The sequence below is a fragment of the Providencia sp. genome (genome assembly GCF_052096715.1).
In the GTDB taxonomy this organism is placed as follows: domain Bacteria; phylum Pseudomonadota; class Gammaproteobacteria; order Enterobacterales; family Enterobacteriaceae; genus Providencia.
Map to the genome: position 1 here is coordinate 17,249 of NZ_JBQDNB010000026.1, position 19,848 is coordinate 37,096.

20 protein-coding genes are annotated in these 19,848 nt (G+C 39.7%); 3 read left to right on the forward strand and 17 right to left on the reverse strand.

The genetic code is table 11. From position 1 onward, the window contains the following. Positions 1 to 286: 286 nt before the first annotated feature. The 7 genes from proX to nrdH form a co-directional block, all read right to left on the reverse strand. Positions 287 to 1,282 carry a glycine betaine/L-proline ABC transporter substrate-binding protein ProX gene (proX, locus tag ACTH6U_RS16780; protein ID WP_294105091.1) on the reverse strand — a complete coding sequence of 332 codons (996 nt, stop codon included), beginning with the start codon at positions 1,280 to 1,282 and terminating at the stop codon, positions 287 to 289. 111 nt (positions 1,283 to 1,393) lie between these two features. Next, positions 1,394 to 2,593 carry a glycine betaine/L-proline ABC transporter permease ProW gene (proW, locus tag ACTH6U_RS16785; protein ID WP_294105052.1) on the reverse strand — a complete coding sequence of 400 codons (1,200 nt, stop codon included), beginning with the start codon at positions 2,591 to 2,593 and terminating at the stop codon, positions 1,394 to 1,396. Beyond that, positions 2,583 to 3,785 carry a glycine betaine/L-proline ABC transporter ATP-binding protein ProV gene (proV, locus tag ACTH6U_RS16790; protein ID WP_294105050.1) on the reverse strand — a complete coding sequence of 401 codons (1,203 nt, stop codon included), beginning with the start codon at positions 3,783 to 3,785 and terminating at the stop codon, positions 2,583 to 2,585. The genes proW and proV overlap by 11 nt, the downstream gene beginning before the upstream one ends. Before the next feature lie 740 nt (positions 3,786 to 4,525). Continuing rightward, entirely contained in the window at positions 4,526 to 5,497 is a 972-nt protein-coding gene (gene nrdF / locus ACTH6U_RS16795) for a class 1b ribonucleoside-diphosphate reductase subunit beta (RefSeq protein ID WP_294105048.1), read from the reverse strand. 14 nt (positions 5,498 to 5,511) lie between these two features. Beyond that, on the reverse strand, positions 5,512 to 7,644 hold the full coding sequence (gene nrdE / locus ACTH6U_RS16800; protein ID WP_434719605.1) for a class 1b ribonucleoside-diphosphate reductase subunit alpha: 2,133 nt from the start codon (positions 7,642 to 7,644) through the stop codon (positions 5,512 to 5,514). Positions 7,645 to 7,655: 11 nt separating this feature from the next. Next, complete coding sequence (nrdI, locus tag ACTH6U_RS16805; protein WP_294105044.1) at positions 7,656 to 8,069, reverse strand: class Ib ribonucleoside-diphosphate reductase assembly flavoprotein NrdI; 414 nt, start codon at positions 8,067 to 8,069, stop codon at positions 7,656 to 7,658. An 8-nt stretch (positions 8,070 to 8,077) separates the two neighbouring features. After that, on the reverse strand, positions 8,078 to 8,305 hold the full coding sequence (nrdH, locus tag ACTH6U_RS16810) for a glutaredoxin-like protein NrdH (protein WP_441832685.1): 228 nt from the start codon (positions 8,303 to 8,305) through the stop codon (positions 8,078 to 8,080). Positions 8,306 to 8,592: 287 nt separating this feature from the next. Here nrdH and ACTH6U_RS16815 point away from each other — a divergent pair, with 287 nt between their 5' ends. Together ACTH6U_RS16815 and cspE are read left to right on the forward strand one after the other, a co-directional pair. Continuing rightward, positions 8,593 to 9,051 (forward strand): methylated-DNA--[protein]-cysteine S-methyltransferase, encoded by a 459-nt coding sequence (locus tag ACTH6U_RS16815; RefSeq protein ID WP_294105040.1) that lies wholly within the window; start codon positions 8,593 to 8,595, stop codon positions 9,049 to 9,051. Positions 9,052 to 9,265: 214 nt separating this feature from the next. After that, on the forward strand, positions 9,266 to 9,475 hold the full coding sequence (cspE, locus tag ACTH6U_RS16820; RefSeq protein WP_294105038.1) for a transcription antiterminator/RNA stability regulator CspE: 210 nt from the start codon (positions 9,266 to 9,268) through the stop codon (positions 9,473 to 9,475). Between the two features lie 134 nt (positions 9,476 to 9,609). On the opposite strand, the gene lipA is transcribed toward cspE, so the two are convergent. The 9 genes from lipA to rsfS form a co-directional block, all read right to left on the reverse strand. Continuing rightward, a complete protein-coding gene (gene lipA, locus ACTH6U_RS16825; protein WP_294105036.1) occupies positions 9,610 to 10,575 on the reverse strand; it encodes a lipoyl synthase in 966 nt (321 codons plus the stop codon). Positions 10,576 to 10,731: 156 nt separating this feature from the next. Next, the gene (gene lipB / locus ACTH6U_RS16830; RefSeq protein WP_434719657.1) at positions 10,732 to 11,295 is read right to left on the reverse strand and encodes a lipoyl(octanoyl) transferase LipB; all 564 of its coding nucleotides are present in this window, start codon (positions 11,293 to 11,295) and stop codon (positions 10,732 to 10,734) included. A 256-nt stretch (positions 11,296 to 11,551) separates the two neighbouring features. Further along, positions 11,552 to 11,815: a DUF493 family protein YbeD gene (gene ybeD, locus ACTH6U_RS16835; protein ID WP_294105031.1), complete on the reverse strand. Its 264-nt coding sequence runs from the start codon at positions 11,813 to 11,815 to the stop codon at positions 11,552 to 11,554. Positions 11,816 to 11,911: 96 nt separating this feature from the next. Then, on the reverse strand, positions 11,912 to 13,123 hold the full coding sequence (gene dacA / locus ACTH6U_RS16840; protein WP_294105030.1) for a D-alanyl-D-alanine carboxypeptidase DacA: 1,212 nt from the start codon (positions 13,121 to 13,123) through the stop codon (positions 11,912 to 11,914). Positions 13,124 to 13,314: 191 nt separating this feature from the next. Continuing rightward, on the reverse strand, positions 13,315 to 14,292 hold the full coding sequence (gene rlpA, locus ACTH6U_RS16845; protein WP_294105029.1) for an endolytic peptidoglycan transglycosylase RlpA: 978 nt from the start codon (positions 14,290 to 14,292) through the stop codon (positions 13,315 to 13,317). A 13-nt stretch (positions 14,293 to 14,305) separates the two neighbouring features. Then, complete coding sequence (gene mrdB / locus ACTH6U_RS16850; RefSeq protein WP_294105027.1) at positions 14,306 to 15,418, reverse strand: peptidoglycan glycosyltransferase MrdB; 1,113 nt, start codon at positions 15,416 to 15,418, stop codon at positions 14,306 to 14,308. Between the two features lie 24 nt (positions 15,419 to 15,442). Beyond that, the gene (gene mrdA / locus ACTH6U_RS16855; RefSeq protein WP_441832686.1) at positions 15,443 to 17,332 is read right to left on the reverse strand and encodes a peptidoglycan DD-transpeptidase MrdA; all 1,890 of its coding nucleotides are present in this window, start codon (positions 17,330 to 17,332) and stop codon (positions 15,443 to 15,445) included. A gap of 32 nt (positions 17,333 to 17,364) precedes the next feature. Further along, on the reverse strand, positions 17,365 to 17,835 hold the full coding sequence (rlmH, locus tag ACTH6U_RS16860) for a 23S rRNA (pseudouridine(1915)-N(3))-methyltransferase RlmH (protein WP_294105023.1): 471 nt from the start codon (positions 17,833 to 17,835) through the stop codon (positions 17,365 to 17,367). Between the two features lie 2 nt (positions 17,836 to 17,837). Further along, positions 17,838 to 18,164 carry a ribosome silencing factor gene (rsfS, locus tag ACTH6U_RS16865; protein ID WP_336429695.1) on the reverse strand — a complete coding sequence of 109 codons (327 nt, stop codon included), beginning with the start codon at positions 18,162 to 18,164 and terminating at the stop codon, positions 17,838 to 17,840. A 268-nt stretch (positions 18,165 to 18,432) separates the two neighbouring features. On the opposite strand from rsfS, the gene ACTH6U_RS16870 reads away from it, so the two are divergent. Next, complete coding sequence (locus ACTH6U_RS16870) at positions 18,433 to 19,167, forward strand: YbgA family protein (protein ID WP_336429693.1); 735 nt, start codon at positions 18,433 to 18,435, stop codon at positions 19,165 to 19,167. Here ACTH6U_RS16870 and nadD read toward each other — a convergent pair. Next, positions 19,158 to 19,826 carry a nicotinate-nucleotide adenylyltransferase gene (nadD, locus tag ACTH6U_RS16875; RefSeq protein ID WP_294105089.1) on the reverse strand — a complete coding sequence of 223 codons (669 nt, stop codon included), beginning with the start codon at positions 19,824 to 19,826 and terminating at the stop codon, positions 19,158 to 19,160. The two genes, ACTH6U_RS16870 and nadD, sit on opposite strands and share 10 nt — an antisense overlap. Between the last annotated feature and the right edge of the window lie 22 nt (positions 19,827 to 19,848).

Consider the following 19,848-nt stretch of genomic DNA (forward strand, 5'->3'; position numbering starts at 1 on the left):
CCCAAGTCACATACTGATGTATGCTCCTTGTGACTCATTCATTTGCCGCCTACCTATAACTTGAATTATTTAGGGTATGTATATCGCCCTGACTTCAAGTTATAGGAGGGTAATAATTTTAACAATCCATTATATCTATAATTTAAGCTTGATTATCGTTTTTTGTTATTGATAAAAAGAGGAAATGGGGCGATTTTTTTGGGGGAAATATTTATTGATTGGTTGTTGATAATAAAAAAGCCATCTTCAATTTGAAAATGGCTTTGATTATTAAGTCAAAATTAAACTATTTCGCTGCTTGGCGAGCCTGCTCAACCCAACCATCAAAGGTAGATTGATGCGCTTTAATCCAAGCATTGGTATGACGTTGAATATCAGCTTGAGACGATTCCCCATTATGCATTCTTAGATTTTGCGCATTAATATCTGAAATTGGTAGTTTCATAATTTCAAATAGCTTAGCGGCGGCTGGGTTATCTGCTGCCCATTTTTTGTTCGCGACAATGTGCATGGTATTTGGTGGGAAACCATAGTTTTTACCATTCGGTAGTGCCGTATCAGTTTTCTCGCCGTTAGGCATTGAAGAGAACGGAACTTCTAACCAAACGACATCACGACCCGGTTTTAGCACATCACTGATCCAGTAAGGGGTCCAAGTGTAATAAAAGATAGGTTTGCCTTCTTTATAGCGCGTAATGGTATCAGCCATCATCGCTGCATAGTTTCCTTGATTATGATCGACGGTTTTTTCTAAGTTATAGGCTTTTAAATGATTATTAATTGCTGCTTCACAACCCCAGCCCGGGTTACAACCCGTTAAATCAGCTTTTCCATTACCATTCGCATCAAATATTTTGGCGATTTTAGGATCTTTAAGTTGCTCGACGTTGGTTATGTTGTATTTTTCGGCTGTTTTTTTATCGATTAAATAGCCTTGAGCAGCATTTGTTACGTAATTACCTTGGCGATAAAAGACTTTGTCTCCACCCGCGGCATCATATTGAGCATTATGCAAAGGAACCCAGCTGGTGGCGAGATAAGTGGCGTCACCATTGGCAATGGAAGCGTATGCAACGTTGTAGTCGACTTCTTTAATTGAGTCGATGTCATAGCCTAATTGTTCAAGTGCTTTAGCCACTAATAAAGTTTGAAAGGTTTCTTCGCTAATTGTACTTTGAACAGGACTGATTTTGATTCCTTTACCGGGAAGATCGGCTGCGCCTGCAAGGGGCACGGTAAGGATCGCTGTAAGTGCAGATGCTATAATTATTGGTTTTTTCATTGTTAACTTATACATTATTGTTACCTCTGTTTTATTTCGCAGCTTGTGCTTGCAAGCTAAGGGACGTGTTAACGACCCTATTGTGAATGGAGGAAATTGTTACTTTTCTAACTATTTATCTGCTTTTTTACAGAATGGGCGAGCAATTAACCCGATAGGCCCTTTTTGATACCAGCGTGTGGATGTTTTATTACGCGTATCTTTCCCTAACGATTGTGTGAAGCGGTCTAATACAATCGCCAATATCACGATACCGACACCTCCGACAGAAGCGAGACCCATATCGAGACGGCCTATTCCGCGTAGTACCATTTGTCCAAGTCCACCAACTGCAATCATTGAGGCAATAACAACCATTGAAAGCGCCAACATCAAGGTTTGGTTGACGCCAGCCATAATGGTTGGCATGGCAAGAGGAAGCTGCACTTTAAACAGCATTTGTCGTGGGCTAGCACCGAAAGATTCCGCCGCTTCAACTAAATCTGCGGGAACTTGTTTAATACCCAATATGGTTAAGCGGATTATCGGTGGTAGCGCAAAGATAATTGTCACGACGACCCCGGGAACATTACCAATACCGAATAACATGACAATGGGTACTAAATACACAAAAGCTGGTGTAGTTTGCATTGCATCAAGGAGTGGTCGAATAATTTTGGCAGCTTTATCGCTGCGAGCTAGCCAAATACCAAGGGGAAGCCCTATAACGATACAAAAAAATAGAGAAGTCAGCACGAGGGATAAAGTCACCATCGCCTCAGACCAAGCCCCAATAGCGCCTATGGCTATCATTGAGACAAAGGTTGTCACACCCATCACTCGACCTGCTAATTGCCATGTTAAGAGCGTAAATAAAATGATTGCAACAGGAGAGGGCATCGATGTTAGAAATTGTTCAAAACCACTTAAGGTAAAGTCAATAGGGATACGTATTCCTTGGAATAGTGGGCGAAAATGCAGCACTATCCAATCAATACCATGAGCAACCCATGAATCTAAAGGGATCAGCGTGTGTTGAAACGGATCCATAATATTAAAGTGTTCAGGGGTGATGCTGTCAGTGGGAGCTGCATCTAGCCAATCACTTGAACCAGTATCTGTTGGAGCATCTGTACTTGAAGCTGTACCCCAAGGATCGTCACCTGATGTACTCGTTGTATCAGAGCTTGACGACCAAGGATCGTCGGCAGGAGGCGCTTCTTGTGTATTAGTTTGCGGTGATGCTGTGGTTGCTTGCGTATCAGCCCATGGATCTTGGTAATCATTCACTTGCTGCTGATCGGTGGTCTGTGCGTTATTTTTATTGCTCATTTGGCGTCTCTTTATCTAGCGCTTGTAGCAGCATTCCTTTTGATATCACGCCTAAATAGCGATTTTTGTCATTGATGACAGGAACGGCGCAGGGAGCTTGTGCAATTGTTGAGATAACTTCATTAAGCGGAGTATCGCCTTGAATGGGATCTATATCTGTTAAAATGGCGGCTTCGATACCGGTTTTATCGTGCAATGCTTTTTCGAGAGATTCTACTGAGACGACACCTGCAAAAGTATGACCTCGGGAGATTAAATACCCGTGATAGCGGTCTTCATCGTTGAGCACTTTAAGGGCTGAGCGAGGACCGAAGCCTGGCGCAACATGAAGAAGTGCATTAGGGCGTCTACGAGCGATGTCTTTGGCACTAAAAACTTGGCTAACATCAACACCACGAAAGAAGGTTCTGACATAATCATTTGCCGGATTATTAAGAATTTCATCCGGAGTACCTACTTGAACAACGATACCCCCTTGCATGATGGCAATTCTGTCACCAATTCGCATGGCTTCATCAAGATCATGAGAAATGAACACAATGGTGCGCTGTTTGTCGCCTTGTAAAGATAGGAGTTCATCCTGCATTTCTGTTCTGATTAGCGGGTCAAGGGCTGAAAATGCCTCATCCATTAACAGAATATCAGGATCATTTGCGAGTGCTCTTGCAAGGCCGATGCGTTGTCGCATTCCGCCAGATAATTCATCGGGATAGGAGTGCGCCCATTTATCTAAGTTAACTTGAAGAAGCGCATCCATAGCTTTTTTATGGCGTTCTTCTTTTGAGATACCGGATAATTCCATACCGAAAGCAGTGTTATCAATTACATTCATATGCGGCATGAGTGCGAAAGATTGGAATACCATACTGATTTTTGTACGTCTGACTTCTCGAAGTGCTTTATCAGAGATACTGGCAATATCTTCGCCATCAATCAATACTTGGCCAATAGTGGGTTCAATCAGGCGATTGAGGAGGCGCACCAACGTGGATTTCCCTGAACCAGAAAGCCCCATAACAACAAAGATTTCGCCTTCTTCAATCGCCAGATTCACATCTTGAACACCAACGGTTAGACCCGTTTTTTCAAAGATATCATCTTTATTCATACCTGATTCTAAAAGCTTAAAAGCTTGATCAGGAGCTTCCCCAAATATTTTATATAAATTTTTAACTTCTAATTTTATTGCCATACATTATTTACCCAATTTTCATTTGAACAGAAAAAGATAGCCTGTATCGAATGTTACTAATTCAATAATTACAGATTAAAAAATAAAAATGTTAATAACTGCTGTTTCTATCTTTGAAAATTATCAGGGCAGAGATTCCTTTTTATATTATTAGTTAGCTACTATTTATTTAGCTATTATCGCTTTAATTTAATTTCCTCTCATGAAAGTATTAATAATTTTTGTCAGCAATATAACCTAGCATAATAAAAAACTCTGACAACCCTAGGTTAAGCATAATTAATCAAAAAAAACACTCATTATTTGAGTGTTAATTATTGATATGAATAATTGATTTAGATACTAAATAGTTAATGCTAGTATCATCAATATATAGTGATAACTTGCTGTTGAGCTTATATTTATTAAATGAGCATTATTTATTTTTTTTGTTGAATTAGATAAGGTGTTAAACCAATGAAAATCTAAATAGGGTGTTACTTAATAGGTGTAAAAAACTTTATCAAATCACGTTAATCATTAAAATTATTAATGTTATTTGTGCGAATTTAGCTAGTACATCACCACTCCTTACCTAAATAGCTCATTAAAAATGAGTTATTTGACAAAATAATATATAAATACCGATGATATTAGGTTATTTTTTGAGCCAAAAAAATCTTACCAAATAATATTTTTATTATTCAGTAAGATATGATTTTTGGCTTTTTCTGTACTTAGATGTCAATTAAATTAATTGATTAAAAATTCCAATCATCATCTTCTGTGCTTACAGCTTTACCTATGATATATGAAGAGCCTGATCCAGAGAAGAAATCATGATTTTCATTTGCATCAGGTGAAAGTGCAGATAATATTGCTGCACTCACATCAGTCACTGTATCCGGAAATAAGGCTTCATAGCCTAAATTCATTAGCGCTTTGTTTGCATTATAATGAAGGAATTTTTTGACATCTTCAGACCATCCTACCGTGTCATATAATTCTTGAGTGTACTTAACTTCATTTTCATATAAGTCAAATAATAATGAAAATGTGAAGTCTTTAATTTCATTCTGAGTGGTCTCATCATATTGTAATAAAGATTTTTGGAACTTATAGCCAATATAATATCCGTGTATTGCCTCGTCTCTTATAATTAGCCTAATTAAGTCTGCTGTATTGGTCAATTTTCCTCTGCTTGACCAATGCATAGGTAAATAAAAACCGGAATAAAACAGGAATGATTCTAAAAATACACTGGCAATTTTTTTCTTAAGAGGATGTGAGTCGCAATAGTAAGACAGAATGATTTTAGCTTTGTTTTGTAATGCAGTATTTTCCTCACTCCAACGATAGGCATCATCGACATCGGCGGTGGAGCATAAGGTTGAAAATATAGAACTGTAAGAGCGAGCGTGTACTGCTTCCATAAAGCTAATATTAGATAACACCGCTTCTTCATGAGGGGTTTGAGCATCAGCCATTAAGCAAGGCGCACCGACCGTATTTTGCAGTGTATCTAATAACGTTAGCCCCGTAAAAACACGAATGGTTAGTTTTTGTTCAGGGGGAGTCAATGTATTCCAAGAAGGTGTATCATTTGATAACGGAATTTTTTCGGGTAACCAAAAATTGGTGGTGAGACGATTCCAAACCTCGAGATCTTTATCGTCTTGGATACGATTCCAATTGATAGCCTTAATTGGGCCATTAGATGTGTGGGTAGTCATACCTATTTTTCCTTTTACAGTGAGCAAGACACACAACCTTCAACTTCAGTACCTTCAAGGGCAGTTTGACGTAGCCGAATGTAATACAAGGTTTTGATTCCTTTTTTCCACGCATAAATTTGGGCGCGGTTTATATCTCTTGTTGTTGCATCGTCTTTAAAAAATAGTGTCAATGATAAACCTTGGTCTACATGCTGTGTCGCGACGGCATAGGTATCAATAATTTTTTCAGGACCGATATGATAAGCATCTTGGTAGTATTCAAGGTTTTCATTATTCATAAAGGGGGCGGGATAGTAGACGCGTCCAATTTTTCCTTCTTTACGGATCTCAATACGCGATACGATAGGATGAATACTGGATGTTGAATTATTGATATAAGAAATCGATCCTGTTGGTGGAATCGCTTGTAGGTTTTGGTTGTAAATCCCATGAGTTATTATTGACTGTTTTAGATTGTGCCAATCTTCTTGTGTTGGTATTTCGATACCCGAACGTCGGAATAGTTCTTGAACGGTTTGTGTCTTTGGTAACCAGACTTGGTTGATATATTTATCAAAATACTCACCAGTCGCATAAGTTGACTGTTCAAAACCGAGAAAAGCTTCTTGGCGCTCAATCGCTAATTGGTTTGAGGTTTTCAAAGCGTGATAAGTGACGGTATAAAAATAAATATTAGTAAAATCGAGAGCTTGCTCAGATCCATAATAAATATGTTCTCTAGCAAGGTAACCATGCAAGTTCATTTGACCAAGGCCAATAGCATGAGATTGTCGGTTACCTTGAGCAATGGAAGGTACTGAACGGATATCACTCATGTCAGAAACGGCAGATAGTGCTCTAATTGCAGTTTCAATAGATATGGCAAAATTGTCAGAATCCATTGTGTTGGCAATATTCATCGAACCTAGATTACAGCTAATATCTTTCCCTATTTCTTTATAACTTAAATCATCTTCATAAAGACTTGGGCGATTTACTTGCAGTATTTCTGAACACAGGTTACTCATGTTAATCCGACCCGCAATTGGATTCGCACGGTTAGCGGTATCTTCAAATAAAATATAAGGGTAGCCTGATTCAAATTGTATTTCGGCTATAGTTTGGAAGAATTCTCGGGCGTTTATCTTAAATTTTTTTATCGCTTTATTATTGACCATTTCATAATATTTGTCTGAAACACTTATTTCAGACATTGGCACACCATAAACGCGCTCAACATCGTAAGGCGAGAACAGGTACATATCTTCATTATCTTTTGCAAGCTGGAATGTGATATCTGGAATAACAACACCTAAAGACAGTGTTTTTATTCGAATTTTTTCATCTGCATTTTCGCGTTTCGTGTCTAAAAATCGCATAATGTCAGGGTGATGAGCATGTAAATAAACAGCTCCAGCACCTTGGCGCGCACCTAATTGATTCGCGTAAGAAAAGGCATCTTCAAGCATTTTCATCACAGGAACAACACCTGAAGATTGGTTTTCAATAAACTTTATTGGTGCGCCTTGTTCCCGTAAATTGGTCATCAAAAATGCGACACCGCCACCGCGTTTAGATAATTGCAACGCTGAGTTAACTGAGCGGCCAATAGATTCCATATTGTCCTCTATGCGTAATAGAAAACAGGAAATCAACTCACCTCGCTGTTTTTTTCCACAATTAAGGAACGTGGGGGTCGCAGGTTGGAAGCGGCCACTAATCATTTCATCAACTAAAAGGGAAGCTAGCGATATAGAACCTTGGGCGAGTGTCAGGGCGACCATGCAAACACGGTCTTCATAACGTTCAAGATAGCGTTTACCGTCAAAGGTTTTTAATGTGTAGCTGGTGTAATACTTAAAAGCACCTAAAAAAGTTTGGAAACGAAACTTATGAGCGTAGGCCTGTTTGAATAATTTTTTAATAAATTTAAAGTCATATTGTGCTAACACTTGCGCTTCGTAATAATTTTCATTGACCAAAAAATCAAGTTTCTCTTTTAAATCATGGAAAAACACGGTGTTTTGATTAACATGCTGACGAAAATAATGATGAGCGGCTTCTTTGTCTTTATCAAATTGAATATGTCCTTCGCTATCATATAGATTTAGCATGGCATTGAGTGCGTGATAATCAACCGTCGTTGTATTTTGTATTTTATCCATTGGGAATAACTCTAGTTTTGGGTATGTAGCCAGAAGGAATGCAGTCCATCACGTACAGATTCGACGTCACGCTGCGTTCCTAACAGTTCAAATCGGTAAAGGTAGGGGACATGACACTTTTGGGAAATAATGTCTCCTGCAATCGCATAGCCCTCGCCAAAATTAGTATTGCCTGCGGCAATAACACCTCGAATAAGTAATCGATTTGATTCAATATTTAAAAACCGAATAACTTCTTTGGGGACGGCGCCTTGTGTTCCTCCTCCTCCATAGGTTGGAAGAAGTAAAACAAAGGGTTGAGTTGCGATAAGTGGTTTACCTTCATCACCTATTAATAATCGAGTAGCGGGTATCGCAAGTTTTTCAACAAAACGATGACAATTACCCGAGCGACTCGAAAAGTAGATTAATGATTGGTTTGTCATTTCAATTCCTAAGAAACTAGGCCGTTTATCATATCAGGACGAAAACCTGACCAATGTTGATCGCCAACAATGACCACTGGGACTTGCTGGTAGCCTAATCGCTTAACCAGTTCAAAGGCTTGAATATCTAAAGTAAGGTCAATAATTTGGTAAGGAATGCTTTTTCTGTCGAGGGCTTGATAGGTAGCATTACACTGAACGCAGTTGGGTTTACTATAAATGATAATCTGAGCCATGTTAGTCACCGTTTCATTTTTTGAAAGTATTAGGAAGAGTGTTACTTATGGATAAATACTATATATAGATTTAAAATTTATCAACCACACAATATATAGTGCGAATAAAATATTGAATGATAATTATTCTAATTATCAGCTAGGTTGTTATTAACATTGAGAATAAAAAATAATGCGCTTGATGGTGCAATTAATCACACTGAGAAAAAAGATTATTGCAAAGTAGAAATGACACAGTTTATAACTGTATATACATTCAGGTAATTGAATCCAACTAAGGAGATAATATGTATCATCAATATTTAGCTTCACCGGAAAAATTTCCTAAACCGTGGATACATATTGCGGCTGATGATGTAGGGATAACCAGCCTCTATTTTGTGGATGAAAAAACGGAAAAAGAGCAAAAAAACGTGCATTCCAAGCTATGCGCTAAAGAATTAAAAGAATATTTTAGTCACAAAAGAAAGTTTTTTACGGTGACATTAAATCCACAGGGAACTGAGTTTCAAAAAAAAGTATGGCAACATCTTAGTGATATACCTTATGGCGAGCGTTGGAGCTATAAAGATTTGGCGCTAAAATTAGGTTCTGTTAATTATTGCCGTGCGGTTGGAATGGCTAATTCACGTAATCCAATTTCGCTAATTGTCCCTTGTCATCGGGTATTAGGGCATGATGGAAAGCTAGTGGGGTATACTGGAGGGTTGGATATTAAAGGTTGGTTGCTCAATCATGAGAAGTAATGTCTAAATAATTAACTCTTGACGATTTTAATGGGCGATAAAATGACCATCGATAAGAATAATTGGTCGATTTAAAGGCAATTAAACCTATAAATAATATTTTTTTGCATTTTTTATCAATTTTCGTGATCTAGGTTGTAGACAAGTTACTTAGATATCTGATGTACTGAGCATGATACATCGTGTGTCTATTTTATTTTAAAGGTAATATTTGATGTCTAAAGTTAAAGGTAACGTTAAGTGGTTCAACGAGTCTAAAGGTTTCGGTTTTATCACTCCAGAAGATGGTAGCAAAGATGTGTTCGTTCACTTTTCTGCTATTACAAGCGACGGTTTCAAAACCTTAGCTGAAGGTCAGAGAGTTGAATTTGAAATCACTGAAGGTGCTAAAGGCCCATCTGCTGTTAACGTTGTCGCTCTGTAATTTAAACAACTAAAACGAACAGCTATCAACTCGCTCTGGTTAATATCGGAGCGAGTTTTTTATTATCTAAAATTCAGTGCGAAAAGTTCGTTATTGGTAGGTAGTTAAAAAGCCTGAATGAACAGGCTTGCCCATTATTTAACTTCTTCACCCTTAGCTTGTAGATCAGCATGGTAAGAAGAGCGTACAAATGGCCCACAGGCTGCGTGGGTAAAACCCATAGCCATTGCTTCATCTTTCATTTCATCAAACTCAGCAGGGCTTACATAGCGTTTTACAGGCAGGTGGTGACGACTTGGCTGTAAATATTGTCCAAGTGTCAGCATGGTGACGCCATGGCGACGTAAATCGCGCATAACTTCGACAATTTCTGCGTTTGTTTCACCTAACCCAACCATAAGACCTGATTTGGTCGGAATGTCAGGGTGCGCTTCTTTGAATTTTTCCAGTAATTTTAATGACCAATCATAGTTTGCGCCGGGGCGGACTTGGCGATAAACCCGTGGGACATTTTCAAGGTTATGATTGAATACATCAGGTGGCGTTGCGGTTAATATTTCTAATGCACGATCCATTCGACCTCTGAAGTCGGGCACCAATGTTTCAATTTTGATATTAGGGCTTTTTTCACGAATAGCGCTAATGCAGTCAGCAAAGTGTTGAGCTCCACCATCACGAAGATCATCACGGTCAACAGAAGTGATAACAACGTAACGTAATGCCATATCTTTAATTGTTTGTGCAAGTTTTGCAGGTTCATTGGCATCTGGCGCGTTCGGGCGACCATGGGCAACGTCACAAAACGGGCAGCGGCGGGTACAAATCGCGCCTAAAATCATGAATGTGGCAGTACCATGATTAAAACATTCAGAAAGGTTAGGACATGAGGCTTCTTCACAAACAGAATGCAGGCCATTTTTACGCATGGCAGCTTTAATGCCTTGGATGCGAGTTGAGTCAGCAGGTAACCTAATTTTCATCCAGTCAGGTTTACGTAGAATCTCTTCACGTTCGGTAACGACGTTTTTGACTGGGATCAGCGCCATTTTATCGGCGTCACGATATTTAATTCCGCGTTCTATCAGAATGGGTTTACTCATAATATGCCGGTTCCAGTTATTTTTTGAGCTGATGGACAGGTTCTAATGCTTATATTTACCAGACTAGAATTATAGGTATTGATCATTCGAGTTTATAAGGATCTGTTACCTATCCATTAAAATTTATTTGAAAAATGTTAAAAAATTATAGCATTATTATTGAACAATATGAAATCCTAGTGTGTCACAGAATTGTTTAATTAGCACAGGTTGAACATCATTTAATGATGTTTCTGGAGCTAGAGCTTTAATCTGTGTCATTTTTAATTCGCTATAACCACAAGGATTTATACGATTGAACGGTTCAAGATCCATATGGATATTTAATGCTAAACCATGAAATGAACAGCCTTGTCTTATGCGTAAACCTAAAGAACAAATTTTATCACCATTCACATAAACTCCTGGCGCATCGGGGCGCGGATAGGCTTCGATATGAAAATGAGCAAGGGTTTTCACTATGGTATTTTCAAGTGCAGTCACTAATTCACGAACGCCGATTTTATTGCGTTTTAAATCAATCATGACATACATCACTTGTTGACCAGGCCCATGATAGGTCACTTGTCCACCTCTATCACTTTGAATGACAGGGATATCACCGGGAGCGATAACATGCTCTGCTTTTCCAGCTTGGCCTTGGGTAAAAACGGGAGGGTGCTCAACGAGCCATACCTCATCACATGTATCTTGATGACGAGATTCCGTAAACTGGTGCATCGCATCAGAAACATCCTGATAAGGCGCAAGCCCTAATTGACGTATGATTATGTTTCTTTCTGACAAAGTTTTAACATCCAAGCGGTTTGTGATCTGTGATTTGTGGGCAGTATAACGCTGCAAAATTTATATCGCCAGTTTGTCTTGTTGTAAATTTGTTATTTGGGTGCGGATGGCAAATTTAGATTAGACGATAATAACGAAAAAACCGAATAGCCAAGATGGTCTATTCGGTTTTCTTTTTAATGCCAACTAATTAAAGGACAACTTTAACGAGTTCTAATGCACCTAACTCAGTATATAAAGTTTCAACTTGTTCGATATGTGTCGCATTGATAGTTATCGATACAGAGTGATAAGTGCCTTTACTGCTCGGTTTAACTTCTGGGGAATAATCACCCGGAGCATGGCGTTGAACGACTTCTACAACCTGATCAACTAACTCAGGATGTGCCACACCCATTACTTTGTAAGTCAGCGGGCATGGGAAATCAAGCAGTTCACCTAATTTGGTTTTCATGGGCACTCCTAATTTTCGATAAATAGCGCCTGTCAGTTTAATGACAGGCTTTAAGATACCTTAATATATGGGGTTAACTTAATCTCAATTCAAGGGTTAGCTGAACCAGCGGTGAAACATCAGTTTAATGTAATCAATTAACCGACTGAAAAAGCCACCTTCTTCAACATTTTTTAAGACAGCTAACGGATGTTGCTCAACTGTTTTACCATCTAATTGGAAGCTAATCACGCCCACTTGTTGGCCTTTGGTGAGTGGAGCTTCTAATTCCGTGTTAGTTAATTCATAGCTAGCTTTCAAATCTTTCAAGCGGCCGCGAGGGATCGTCAGGAACAGATCTTCGGTCACGCCTAATTTCACTTCACTGTCATCACCAAACCATACGGGTGCTGTTGCAAATTCAACACCAGCTTGTAGTGGTTTTACTGTTTCATAGAAGCGAAAACCGTAAGTCAGCAATTTTTTACTTTCGGTATCGCGACCTTTGCTACTTTTTCCACCCATAACAACCGAAATTAAACGCATATCACCATCGGTAGCGGATGCAACTAAGTTATAACCCGCCGCATTGGTATGGCCTGTTTTGATGCCATCAACGGCTAGGCTCTTATCCCATAATAAACCATTGCGGTTGGTTTGACGGATATTGTTAAAGGTGAATTCTTTTTCTTTATAGATTTCGTATTCTTCGGGGACGTCACGAACAAGCGCTTGCCCAATCAATGCCATATCACGAGCAGAGCTATATTGGCCATCAGCATCTAAGCCATGCACAGTTTCAAAATGGGTGTTTTTTAAACCAAGTTTGCCGACGTAGCCATTCATTAATTGAACAAAGTTAGTTTGATCCCCTGCGACATAATCTGCCATTGCGACGCAAGCATCGTTACCTGATTGCAAGTTAATGCCACGCGTCAGTTGCGCGACACTCACTCGGTCACCTGGTTTTAGGAACATCAATGAAGAGCCCTTAAAAACAGGATTGCCTGTTGCCCATGCATTTTCACTGACGGTAACCATATCATTGGCACCGATTTTTCCTGATTTGATAGCTTGACCGATAACGTAACTTGTCATCATTTTAGTTAAGCTGGCGGGATCGCGACGTTGATCCGCATTATTTTCAGCGAGGACTTTCCCTGAATTATAATCAATTAAGATATAAGCTTCCGCATCAATATTAGGGACTGCGGGTATTGATGTATTTGGAAAAGCTTCATTTGCATTGGCAGTAGTGACAGTAACAAACAGCAGCGCAGAACCCAGTAAAGCCTGACGCGCGATGCGTGATGGGGAGACATTTTTCATGGTTGTATCATTACATCCGAAATTCGGTAAACACAAGGAGGCGCAGTGTAGCAAAAGTGCTGGGATGGATAAAAGAAGTACTTGCTTTGCGCCAATAATTTTACGTTAGTTTATACCTGTCATCTTTCAAGTTGTATGGTTTTATTGGTTATTGCCATACAACTTGAATTATGTAGAGTATATGACTCATTCTAAGGGGCAACCACCATGGATGCTTGATTTCTTTCAGATTGTAGGCGACCTTGGATTTCGACCGCTTTTTCTCTACTGGTAAATGGCCCTAATTGAACGCGATAAATACCGTTATAGGGTTGCAAACGTCCGGGTACACCAAATTGATTTTTCAAATCATTGAGCATTTTATTCGCATTATCTTGGCTGCTAATTGCACCTGCTTGGACTAAGAAACCACGTTCAGGCACTGTTTCAGTGGCTGCGGCTTGTGGTGCAGTCTCAGGCTCCGGTGTTTTCAGTGCCATATCAGGCATCGTCGGCTGCATAGGTTCACTAGGTTGTTGAACAGGCAATGCATTTTCTGGTGTAGGTAAATTTTCCATTACTGGGGTGCCCATTGGGCCTGCTCCGAGTTGTGGTCTACCTGGCAGCGCATAACTTTGCTTAATAAAATTAGAACCCACGGTTCCTGGCCCTGATAATGAACCATCTTGAGCAACTTGGATGGCATCAATTTTGATGCGTGTCGTCGGCATCAAATTTAAGCGATCAGCAGTAGCACGAGAAAGTGCAATGCTTTTACCTTGAACATAAGGGCCGCGGTCATTGACACGCACTACCATCATACGGCCATTCATCATATTGGTGATACGCACATAACTTGGTATTGGCAGTGTTGGGTGAGCGGCGGTTAGCTCAGCAGGATTAATTCGCTCACCGATCGCAGTCATATTTCCTGCGGATTCAGTGCCATAGATAGAGGCGTAACCAACTTGTGAAAATTGTGATGGGTCGCGAACAACTTGATATTGTTGACCATTACGTTGGTAGTCGCTATTTGCCGTTGGGTGATAAGGCTCATAATGAGGTTCTGCGCCAAGCACATCTTGTGTTTGCACATTTGTAGGTACATTTGTGGGTTGCTTGGGCTCTTCATTGACACAGCCCGCCAGTAGCGTGGCTGTGATGCCAAGTATAATCCATTGTAAACGCATACTAAGCCTCATATTATAAACTTTTAGAAAGAAATTTTCGGTGTGTATGGATAGACATGATAATACCGAACCCAGCCATTAACACAATCAAGGCCGATCCCCCATAACTTACAAGTGGAAGAGGAACGCCGACGACAGGTAATATACCACTGACCATACCAATATTGACAAACACGTAGACAAAAAGAATTAATATTAAGCCACCAACCATAACACGGCCAAATGTGTTTTGCGCACTTGCTGCAATATATAATCCTCTAATAATTAGAAGCATATATAGTGCAAGTAGAATTAATACACCTATCAGTCCGAGCTCTTCGGCTAATACTGCAAAAATAAAGTCGGTATGTCTTTCGGGCAAAAATTCTAGCTGTGATTGTGTTCCTTGTAACCAACCTTTCCCCATTAATCCACCAGAGCCAATTGCTATTTTAGATTGGATAATATGGTATCCAGCGCCTAACGGATCGGTTTCTGGGTCGAGTAACATCATGACGCGAGCTCTTTGATAGCCATGCATCAAGAAGAACCATAACAAAGGAATAAATGCGGCGAGTGCGACGGCCGCGACAGTGATCAATCGCCAACTCATACCGGCAAGAAAAAGAACGAACAGGCCTGAGGCTGCAACTAAAATAGACGTACCAAGATCGGGTTGTGCTGCGACGAGTAAAGTCGGTACAAAAATCAGCACTAGCGCTATCATCGTATTTTTGAATGAAGGAGGGCAAACATCTCGGTTCATAAATCGAGCAACCATGAGAGGAACGGCAATTTTTGCAATTTCAGATGGTTGAAAGCGAATAAAACCTAAATCAAGCCAGCGTTGTGCGCCTTTACTGATTTGCCCAAATACATCTACAAAAATCAATAAAATGACACAAAAAATAAATAAATGAGGTGCCCAATTTTCATACATACGTGGTGGAATTTGAGCCATAACAATCATGACAATAAAGCCAGTTGCGATTTGCCCTAACTTTCTTTCCATCATATCGACGTCTTGACCACTTGCACTCCACATAATAAAAGCACTGTAGGCGAGTAAGGCAAGTATGATCAATAACATAGGCAAATCAATGTGGAGACGCATTGATAGCGATATTTTTTTCTTATCGTCTGTCATATTATTTCATTTATCATCATAGAGTTAACGGTCTTCCTCAGCGCTAGCCTCTGAGCTTTTAACTTGCGTGGTATTATCACCTAAAAGTACATGGTCGAATATTTGACGAACAAGATCGCCTACAGCCGGACCTGCACCACCATTTTCAAGGATAATGGCTACAGCGATAGTCGGCTTGTCATAAGGTGCATAGGCAATCATTAGTTTATGGTCGCGTAAATGTTCTGAAAGCTTGCTCGCATTGTAGGTTTCATAGCTAAAGACTTGAGCGGTACCTGACTTGGCCGCAACTTTATAAGGCGTACCAATAAAGCTACGACGTCCGGTGCCGTTTGGTGCATTTGCAACGCCATACATGCCTTGTTTGGCCAGTTCCCAAAACCCAGAATGGATATCACCTATTTGCGTAGTTTCTTTATCTTCATATGGCACCATAGCATTACCTAATTTGGTACCATACAGTAAGTGAGGTGTTTTGACTTGCCCATCATTAATTAACGTCATCAATGCTTTAGACATTTGAATTGGCGTCGCAGTCCAATAGCCTTGTCCAATGCCTACAGGGATAGTATCACCTTGATACCAAGGCTTTTTATAGCGATTTTGTTTCCATTCACGAGTTGGCATTATGCCAGAATATTCTTCTAGTAGATCAATACCGGTATAGGTACCAAAGCCAAATCGCGTCATCCAGGCTGATAATCGGTCAATTCCCATGTCATAGGCGACTTGGTAAAAAAATGTATCCGCAGATTCAATGATGGATTTCATCACATTTAGTTTGCCATGTCCCCAACGTTTCCAGTCACGATAACGTTTCTCGGAGCCTGGAAGTTGCCACCAACCCGGGTCAAAAATCGTGGTGTTTGGCGTAATGACTTTTTCACTCAATGCAGCTACTGAAATAAACGGTTTAACGGTTGACGCAGGTGGATAGAGACCTTGAGTTGTTCTATTTATTAATGGCCTATCAGGATTAGTCAGTAGCGCCTGATAATCTTTATTTGATATTCCATTGACGAATAGATTGGAGTCATAGCTAGGGTTAGAAACTAATGCAAGTATCTCACCATTACGCGGGTCTGTGACGACCACGGCGGCGCGGCTAGTGGTGAGTAATTTTTCGATATAAGTTTGCAGTTCAAGATCGATAGTTAAGTATATATCGCGTCCAGCCTGAGGCGGTTGCTCATGCAGCTGACGGATAACGCGACCGCGGCTGTTAACTTCAACTTCCTCATAACCTGTTTTACCATGCAATATATCTTCGTAATAGCGCTCGATACCTAATTTGCCAATATCATGGCTTGCCGCATAGTTAGCTAATAAGCCTTCTCTATCAAGACGTTCAACATCTTTATCATTAATTTTAGCAACATAGCCGATAACATGGGTTAATGCAGAACCGTAGGGGTATGAGCGGCGTTGATAGCTTTTTACTTCAAGACCTGGGAAACGGTATTGATTGACAGCAAAACGAGCAACTTGTACTTCATCTAGCCGAGTTTTTAAGGCGATAGAGGTAAAGCGTCGGGAGCGTTTACGCTCTTTTTCAAAATTGGTGATATCTTCATCTGTGAGGCCAACTACATCCCTTAGTTTTTCTAAGGTATCTTGAAGGTTATCAACTTTTTCAGGGACAATTTCAAGCTGATAAAAGCTACTATTAAGAGCCAGTTGGGTGCCTTTTCTATCAAAAATAATTCCACGGCTAGGTGGGATAGGCACTAATTTTATACGATTGTCATTTGAACGAGTTTGGTAATCCTCATGACGTACGATTTGTAAGTGATACAAATTGGTGATGAGAATAGAGAGTAAAATGATAATAATGCCAAAAGCAATTAATGCCCGGCGAATAAATAAGACAGACTCAGCGGTATGGTCGCGAAAAGGGGTGTGTTGTGTTTTCATCCCATTACCATATTGAACATATTAAAACCTGACTATTCCCGATGATAAGGATGATTAGTCGTAATACTCCATGCCCGATAAAGACTTTCGGCAACAAGGACACGAACGAGAGGATGAGGTAGCGTTAGTTCAGATAGTGACCAGCTTTGTTCTGCTGCTGCTTTACAAGCAGGTGAGAGGCCTTCAGGACCACCGATCAACAAGCTAACATTACGGCCATCTTGCTTCCATTTATCTAACTGTACAGCAAGTTTTGGTGTATCCCATTTATCACCGGGAATATCGAGAGTAACGATTCGATTACCTTTACCTACCGCAGCGAGCATAAGCTCACCTTCTTTTTCTAGAATTCGCTTAATATCTGCATTTTTTCCCCGTTTCCCTGCTGGAATTTCCGTTAATTCAAACGGCATATCTTTGGGGAAACGATGGAGGTAATCCATAAAGCCGGTCTGTACCCAGTCCGGCATTTTTGTACCAACAGCAATGAGTTGTAATTTCAAACTCAGCTCCAAAGCTTTTCGAGTTCATACATGCGACGGCTTTCGTCTTGCATGATGTGCACGATAGCTTCGCCAAGATCAACAATAACCCAATCAGAAACGCCTTGTCCTTCAACGCCTAGAGGTATCAGACCATTTTTACGGCAAGCGTCAACTAATCTATCGGCTACAGACATTACATGGCGGCTTGATGTTCCTGAACAGATAATCATCTGGTCAGTAATACTTGATTTTTCATGAACATCAATAGTGATGATATCTTCAGCTTTAGCATCATCAAGTTGGTTGATTATAAATTTTTGGAGTTCAGTTCCTTGCAAAAGGTTCACCTTTTAATCAAATTGACAAAATATCATGTTAAATACAGCTTAAAGCAAAATATAGCTTATAGTAAGGCTGTGAGTGAGGGATTAGCCCCATTTAAAGCGCAGCCATTTTACCCTAGATTTTAATAAAAATCGGCTAAATTATTTTTTATTCGTCGTGGTTGGGAATTTATAGGGATATCTCGTCATTTGAGCAAGGAATTTGTATTAACTTTACAAAGTTAACCACTATTTTTATGCTCTAAACGTATTTTAGGATAAGAGGGACATTGTGCAATTAATAAAACAAAAAATTATTCTATTAGGTGAAATAAATTTTCCATCCGAACAAGTTCAGCAGTTAACAGCTTCATTTTTTGAATTAGTGCCTCAGGATATTTCGGTCGGTAACGAGTTTGATGGTGTTGGTATTATTTGTAGCAGCGGTGTTTATGAGCAGCAGCGGGTAAGTTTTCCTGAAAATATGCCGATTTTGATTGATGATGAATGGCAGAGCCCTGAACATCTTGATCGATTTTTAATTCAGATTCACACCTTACTGCGATTAGCGCAATTATCGCTCCATTTGACTCATCATGAAATCATTCAATTTCATAGCCGATACAAATATTTAATAATGGCATACTCGCCAAAAGGTTATCAATTAACAGGTAAAAGTGTTGCAAATATTAGCAGTAAAAGAAATGAACTTAGTCAGTTAAATAATTTTCTGATTGAATATAAAACTCAGCTAATGACCATTTTGTCGCAAACACCCGCAAGAAATATACAGATAAATGCACTGAGCCATATTCAAGGATATTTTAAACATAAGGCGACTAAAGATGAAAAAAAACACCTATTATGTTTGATTGATGAGTATCGAGAAGGGAATATATCCCTAAATTTACCTTTGGCTATGCTACGACAATTACTGAATCAATATCCAGATAATTATTTGAGTGCTCAATATTATTTTGAACCGTATCCAAACTGCGAACAGGTCAGAGAGTTACCCTATTTCTGATACAAATGTTGTTGCTTAATATAGTTCATGACCGCTTCTGGGATTAATTCATTACATGATTTCTCTGAATTTAAACCCGCGCTTAAATTTTGACGTATTTCAGTGGCTGAAATGTTGACGAGAGGTGTGTCGGCTAAAAAGATATAACCATGGGGAGTATGGCGTAATTGGTCTGGGTTTTCCGTTTTATGTTGCTGTAGCCAATTTTGCATAGTGGGATCGGTAAAATGGGTCGCATAACCGGGGCGTGAACAAACCAATAAATGACAGTTATCTAATAACTTGTCCCACCCATACCATGTATGAATTGATAGTAACGAATCTTGACCAATAATGAAGGCAAGAGGTTGCCTTGGACCCAATTCTTGGCGAAACGCAATTAAAGTTTCAAGAGTGTATGATGGCGAATTCTTTTCGAGTTCACGAGTGTCAATAGTAAATAAAGGATTGCCTTGAATCGCTAATCGCACCATTTCGAGCCGCTGCATTGGGCTTGCTTCAGGCTGGGGGCGATGAGGGGGGACATGATTTGGTAATAAAATGACTTTTTGCAAATTGACTTGCTTAGCAAGTGCTTCAACCGGACGTAAGTGCCCATAATGAATGGGGTCAAAAGTTCCACCAAATAACGCCTGAAGGCCTTGCTGATTATTTGTCATCATTAGTTTGCCAATCGTCTTA

Excerpts from the sequence above, each read along its gene's own strand:
- proX (WP_294105091.1), bottom strand. The coding sequence starts at position 1,282 with ATGAAAAAACCAATAATTATAGCATCTGCACTTACAGCGATCCTTACC.
- proW (WP_294105052.1), bottom strand. The coding sequence starts at position 2,593 with ATGAGCAATAAAAATAACGCACAGACCACCGATCAGCAGCAAGTGAAT.
- proV (WP_294105050.1), bottom strand. The coding sequence starts at position 3,785 with ATGGCAATAAAATTAGAAGTTAAAAATTTATATAAAATATTTGGGGAA.
- nrdF (WP_294105048.1), bottom strand. The coding sequence starts at position 5,497 with ATGACTACCCACACATCTAATGGCCCAATTAAGGCTATCAATTGGAAT.
- nrdE (WP_434719605.1), bottom strand. The coding sequence starts at position 7,644 with ATGGATAAAATACAAAATACAACGACGGTTGATTATCACGCACTCAAT.
- nrdI (WP_294105044.1), bottom strand. The coding sequence starts at position 8,069 with ATGACAAACCAATCATTAATCTACTTTTCGAGTCGCTCGGGTAATTGT.
- nrdH (WP_441832685.1), bottom strand. The coding sequence starts at position 8,305 with ATGGCTCAGATTATCATTTATAGTAAACCCAACTGCGTTCAGTGTAAT.
- ACTH6U_RS16815 (WP_294105040.1), top strand. The coding sequence starts at position 8,593 with ATGTATCATCAATATTTAGCTTCACCGGAAAAATTTCCTAAACCGTGG.
- cspE (WP_294105038.1), top strand. The coding sequence starts at position 9,266 with ATGTCTAAAGTTAAAGGTAACGTTAAGTGGTTCAACGAGTCTAAAGGT.
- lipA (WP_294105036.1), bottom strand. The coding sequence starts at position 10,575 with ATGAGTAAACCCATTCTGATAGAACGCGGAATTAAATATCGTGACGCC.
- lipB (WP_434719657.1), bottom strand. The coding sequence starts at position 11,295 with ATGCACCAGTTTACGGAATCTCGTCATCAAGATACATGTGATGAGGTA.
- ybeD (WP_294105031.1), bottom strand. The coding sequence starts at position 11,815 with ATGAAAACCAAATTAGGTGAACTGCTTGATTTCCCATGCCCGCTGACT.
- dacA (WP_294105030.1), bottom strand. The coding sequence starts at position 13,123 with ATGAAAAATGTCTCCCCATCACGCATCGCGCGTCAGGCTTTACTGGGT.
- rlpA (WP_294105029.1), bottom strand. The coding sequence starts at position 14,292 with ATGCGTTTACAATGGATTATACTTGGCATCACAGCCACGCTACTGGCG.
- mrdB (WP_294105027.1), bottom strand. The coding sequence starts at position 15,418 with ATGACAGACGATAAGAAAAAAATATCGCTATCAATGCGTCTCCACATT.
- mrdA (WP_441832686.1), bottom strand. The coding sequence starts at position 17,332 with ATGAAAACACAACACACCCCTTTTCGCGACCATACCGCTGAGTCTGTC.
- nadD (WP_294105089.1), bottom strand. The coding sequence starts at position 19,826 with ATGACAAATAATCAGCAAGGCCTTCAGGCGTTATTTGGTGGAACTTTT.